This is a genomic window from Brevundimonas diminuta ATCC 11568 (assembly GCF_000204035.1).
Taxonomy (GTDB): Bacteria; Pseudomonadota; Alphaproteobacteria; order Caulobacterales; family Caulobacteraceae; genus Brevundimonas; species Brevundimonas diminuta.
Map to the genome: position 1 here is coordinate 2,277,922 of NZ_GL883086.1, position 5,239 is coordinate 2,283,160.

At 67.8% G+C, this 5,239-nt stretch carries 4 protein-coding genes; 3 read left to right on the forward strand and 1 reads right to left on the reverse strand.

Annotated elements, in window-relative coordinates:
* Window positions 1-710: PLP-dependent transferase (locus BDIM_RS14965; protein WP_040346364.1), on the forward strand; the 710-nt coding region annotated here is incomplete at its 5' end.
* Window positions 711-729: 19 nt separating this feature from the next.
* Here the strand turns inward: BDIM_RS14965 and glmM are convergent.
* The gene (glmM, locus tag BDIM_RS14970; RefSeq protein ID WP_003166423.1) at window positions 730-2,079 is read right to left on the reverse strand and encodes a phosphoglucosamine mutase; all 1,350 of its coding nucleotides are present in this window, start codon (window positions 2,077-2,079) and stop codon (window positions 730-732) included.
* 184 nt (window positions 2,080-2,263) lie between these two features.
* On the opposite strand from glmM, the gene glmS reads away from it, so the two are divergent.
* Together glmS and galU are read left to right on the forward strand one after the other, a co-directional pair.
* Complete coding sequence (gene glmS / locus BDIM_RS14975) at window positions 2,264-4,078, forward strand: glutamine--fructose-6-phosphate transaminase (isomerizing) (protein ID WP_003166424.1); 1,815 nt, start codon at window positions 2,264-2,266, stop codon at window positions 4,076-4,078.
* Between the two features lie 84 nt (window positions 4,079-4,162).
* On the forward strand, window positions 4,163-5,041 hold the full coding sequence (gene galU / locus BDIM_RS14980; RefSeq protein ID WP_040346366.1) for a UTP--glucose-1-phosphate uridylyltransferase GalU: 879 nt from the start codon (window positions 4,163-4,165) through the stop codon (window positions 5,039-5,041).
* The last annotated feature ends 198 nt before the right edge of the window (window positions 5,042-5,239 follow it).

The following is a 5,239-nucleotide window of genomic DNA, read 5'->3' on the forward strand; positions in this document are numbered from 1 at the left end:
TGGTCGACATCGCCCGCGCGGTCGCCGGCGCCAAGGCGCTGGATCAGGCCGAGCCGCCCGCCGTCGTCGTCGACAACACCTTCCTCGGCCCTCTGTGGCAGAGCCCGCTGGAGCTGGGCGCCGACCTTGTCCTCTACTCCCTGACCAAATACGTCGGCGGCCATTCGGACCTGATCGCGGGCGGCTGCATGGGCGGGGCTGACCTCATGGCCCGCGTCGGCGAGATGCGGACCATCTGCGGCACGACCGCCGATCCGCACACCGCCTGGCTGCTGCTGCGCAGTCTGGAGACCCTGCACATCCGTATGGAGCGGGCGCAGGACAACGCCCTGATCCTGGCCGATCGGCTGCGCGCCGATCCCCGCGTCAGCGCCGTCCTGACCGCCGGAGGGCCGGACGCCTCGCCCGAACAGCAGGCGATCTTCGACGCCCAGTGCAAGGGCTCCGGCTCGACCTTCTCGCTCGAACTGCCCGGCGGCGAGGCCGAGGCTTTCCGCATGCTGAACGCGCTGCGCCTGTTCAAGCTGGCCGTCAGCCTGGGCGGCGCCGAGAGCCTGGCCTCACATCCCTCCAGCATGACCCATTCGGACTACACGCCCGAAGCCAAGGCCCGCAGCGGCATCGGCGACAATCTGGTGCGCCTGTCGGTCGGCATCGAGAACGTCGACGACCTGTGGGCCGATCTGGATCAGGCCCTGTCCGCGATCTGACGGCGCGGGCGGCGGGTGATCAGCCCGCCGCCTTCACCGCCTCGGCGACCTCATTGACCACGCGCTTGACCAGGGCCTCGTCGTCGCCCTCGGCCATGACGCGGATCAGTTTCTCCGTGCCCGACGGCCGGACCAGCAGGCGGCCCGAGCCGTTCAGCGCCGCCTCGGCTTCAGCCATGGCCGCCTTGACCTTGGCGTCCTCCAGCGGCTTGCCGGCGGTGTAGCGGACGTTCTGCAGCAGTTGCGGCACCGGCTCGAACTGGCGCGCCAACTCGCTCATAGGCACGCCCGCCTCGACCAGGACGGCCAGCACCTGCAGCGCCGCCATCAGGCCGTCGCCGGTCGTGGCGTGATCCTTCAGGATGATGTGGCCCGACTGTTCGCCGCCGATGTTGAAGCCGCCCTCGCGCATCCGCTCCATGACGTAGCGGTCGCCGACCTTGGTGCGCTCCAGCGTCAGGCCCTCGGCCTTCAGACGGCGCTCCAGGCCCAGGTTGGACATGACGGTGGCGACCACGCCGTTGCCGTTCAGCCGCCCGCGCTTGGCCCAGTCCAGCCCGATCAGGGCCATGATCTGGTCGCCGTCGACCACATGGCCCTTTTCGTCGCAGATGATGACCCGGTCGGCGTCGCCGTCGAGCGCGATGCCGATATCGCAGCGATAGCGCTTCACCGCCTCGGACACGGCCTCGGGATGGGTCGAACCGCATTCGGCGTTGATGTTCAGGCCGTTGGGCTCGACGCCGACAGGAAAGACCTCGGCTCCCAGCTCATAAAGGGTGGTCGGCGCCACGCGGTAGCCCGCGCCGTTGGCGCAGTCGATGGCGATGCGCAGGCCCTTGAGGCTGAGCCGCTTGGGGAAGGCCTGTTTGGCGATCTCGATATAGCGCGGCGGGGCGTCGTCGATGCGCTTGACCCGGCCCAGCTTGTTCGACGGCGCCAGATCCTCGTCCAGGGCCCCGTCCATCATGGCCTCGATCTTCAGCTCGATCTCGTCCGATAGCTTGTAACCGTCCGGCCCGAACAGCTTGATGCCGTTGTCCGCATAGTCGTTGTGCGAGGCCGAGATCATGATGCCCAGATCGGCGCGCATCGAGCGCGTCATCATGGCCACGCCCGGCGTCGGCAGCGGCCCGAACGTCCGCACGTCCATGCCGACCGAGGCCAGACCGGCCACCAGGGCGGGCTCGATCATATAGCCGGACAGACGCGTGTCCTTGCCGATCACCACCAGGTGGCGCCGGTCGTCGTCGGTGCGGAACAGCCGCCCGGCGGCCAGGCCGACACGCAAAGCCACCTCGGCCGTCATCGGATGGGTGTTGGCCCGGCCGCGAATGCCGTCGGTGCCGAAGTATTTTCTCTCGCCCAAGGGCGCGGTCCTTCGCTGGCGGCCCCGGAATTGCAAAGAAACCTTCCGAAACCCATTTTTTGATGTCGCCGCTCCCGCGATTTCCTAGAGCGGAGATCAAGGGCGGAGGCTGAACCCTCTCGCTTACCTCAATTTCGCGGCCCTGCGCAAAAAGCGTCGACCGCATCCGATCGGAGCAGACCTCATGTGCGGCATCATCGGCGTCACCGGAACCGGCCCCGTCGTCCCTCGCCTGGTCGACAGCCTGAAGCGGCTGGAGTACCGCGGCTATGACTCGGCCGGGATCGCCGTGCAGAACGAAGGCGGCGTCGAACGCCGTCGCGCCAAGGGCAAGATCCGCGAGCTGGAGGCCGTGCTGACCGCCGACCCGATCGCCGGGACCGTCGGCGTCGGTCACACCCGCTGGGCCACCCACGGCGCCCCGACCACGACAAACGCCCACCCGCACAAGGCCGGTCGCGTCTGCCTGGTCCACAACGGCATCATCGAGAATTTCGCCGAGCTGAAGGCCGAGATGGAGGCCGAGGGCCGCGTCTTCGAGAGCCAGACCGACACCGAGGTCGTCGCCCATCTGCTGGACCACAAGCTGGCGGCGGGGATGGCCCCGCTGGACGCCTTCAAGGCCACCTTGGACCGGCTGACCGGCGCCTATGCGCTCGCCGTGCTGATTGAGGGCGAGGACGAGCTGATCCTGGGCGCGCGTCGGGGCAGCCCCCTGGTCGTCGGCTGGGGCGAGGGCGAGATGTACCTGGGCTCGGACGCCCTGGCCGTCGGTCCCTTCACGCAGAAGATCTCCTACCTCGAGGAAGGCGACTATGTCGCCGTGACCCGCACCGGCGCGCACATGTTCGACGCCTCGGGCCGCCCGGCCGACCGCGCCGTGGTTCAGGTCTCCGCCTCCTCGGCCCTGGTCGAGAAGGGCGAGTACCGCCACTTCATGGAGAAGGAGATCCACGAACAGCCCGACAGCGTCCAGCACACCCTGTCGGAATACCTCGACCTTGTCTCCGGCAAGGCCAAGGTCCAGGCCGTCGACTTCGCCGCGATCGAACGCATCCAGATCGTCGCTTGCGGCACCGCCTTCTACGCCGGCCAGATCGGCAAGTACGCCTTCGAACGCTATGCGGGCCTGCCCTGCGACGTCGAGATCGCTTCGGAGTTCCGTTACCGTCATCCAGCCGTGACGAAAGGAACGCTGGCCGTCGCCGTCAGCCAATCGGGCGAGACCGCCGACACCCTGGCCAGCCTGACCTGGTGCAAGGCGCAGGGGCTGAAGACCGCCGCCGTGGTCAACGTCCATACCTCCTCCATGGCGCGCGAGGCCGAAGTCCTGTGGCCGACCCATGCCGGGCCGGAAATCGGCGTCGCCTCGACCAAGGCCTTCACCGCCCAGGTCGCCGCCCTCTTGTCGCTGGCCGTCGCGGCGGGCGTGGCGCGCGGCCGCATCGACGCCGCCCAGGAAGCCGAACTGGTCAAGGCCCTGTTCGAGGCTCCGCGCCTGATCTCCGAGGCCCTGCAGATGGACGCGGGCATCCACGCCCTGACGCTCGACCTGGCCAAGGCGCGCGACGTCCTGTTCCTCGGCCGCGGCCCGATGTTCCCGCTCGCCATGGAAGGCGCGCTGAAGCTGAAGGAGATCAGCTACATCCACGCCGAGGGCTATGCGGCGGGCGAGCTGAAGCACGGCCCCATCGCCCTGATCGACGAGGCGACCCCGACGGTGGCGCTGGCCCCGCTGGACGACCTGTTCGAAAAGACCGCCTCCAACCTTCAGGAAGTCGCCGCGCGCGGCGGCCCGGTCATCATGATCGCCCCGGAAAAGGCGCCCGACCCGCACGGAGCCGGCATCAGCCGCGTTCATGCGCCGGATTGTCCAGCCCTGATCGCGCCGCTGGTCTACGCCGTGCCGATGCAGCTTCTGGCCTATTACACCGCGGTCCAGAAGGGCACCGACGTCGACCAGCCGCGCAACCTGGCCAAGTCGGTGACGGTGGAATAGGCGAACCCGATCCGCCCGGGGGCGTTTGGAAGCTTCACAAATTACGCCTATGACAGGCGCCCCCAAGGCTGATCAGGACGATCCATGACGACCTCCCCCGCCCGCCTGCGTAAGGCGGTCCTGCCCGTGGCCGGTCTCGGCACGCGGGTTCTGCCCGGCACCAAGACCACGCCCAAGGAGCTGCTGAACGTCGTCGACCGACCGATCCTCTCCTACATCGTGGAAGAGGCGCGCGAGGCGGGGATCGAGCACATCGTCTTCGTCACCGGCCGCGCCAAACAGGCGATCGAGGACTATTTCGACCACCAGATCGAGCTTGAGGCCCAGCTCCTGGCCAAGGGCAAGACCGAGATCCTGGAGATCATGAACGCCGAGCTGGCCCAGGCCGGCGAGATGAGCTTCACGCGCCAGATGCAACCCAAGGGCCTGGGTCACGCCGTCTGGTGCGCCCGCGACATCATCGGCCACGAGCCCTTCGCCGTCATCCTGCCCGACGTCATCGTGGATTCGCAGCCCGGCGCCCTGAAGCAGCTGGCCGAGGTCTACGCCGAGGTCGGCGGCAACGTCATCGGCGTCGAGGCCGTGCCCGAGGCCGACACCCATAAGTACGGCATCATCGACCCCGCCTCCCACGACGGCCGCCGCTACGGCATGAAGGGCATGATCGAAAAGCCTGCCCAGGGCACGGCGCCCTCGAACATGTCGATCTCGGGCCGCTATATCCTGCAGCCGGAAATCTTCGACCTGCTGGAGACGCAGGAGCGCGGCGCCGGCGGCGAGATCCAGCTGACCGACGCCATGGACCGGCTGATGAAGACGCAAACCTTCACCGCTTATGAGTATGAGGGCGTGACCCACGACTGCGGCGACAAGATCGGCCTGCTGCGCGCCAACGTCGCCCTGGCCCTGAAGCGCCCCGACCTCGGCGACGCCGCCCGCAAGGCCATCGAAAGCCTGCTCTAACCTACCCTTCTCCCACAAGGGGAGAAGGACGAACGGCGCCAGCATAATGAGCGTCAAAAATCGCTTTGATTTCAAAGCCCCGCTTGCTGCAGACCGGCTTCAGCCCACCTTACTCGCCCGCCGCCTCATCATCGCCGGTCCGGCTCCGCAGCTCGTCCGAATTCAGACGATTCAGACGAATTGGACTCTGTTTTTCCG

Coding starts and splice junctions, on each gene's coding strand:
- glmS (WP_003166424.1), top strand. CDS start 2,264: ATGTGCGGCATCATCGGCGTCACCGGAACCGGCCCCGTCGTCCCTCGC.
- galU (WP_040346366.1), top strand. CDS start 4,163: ATGACGACCTCCCCCGCCCGCCTGCGTAAGGCGGTCCTGCCCGTGGCC.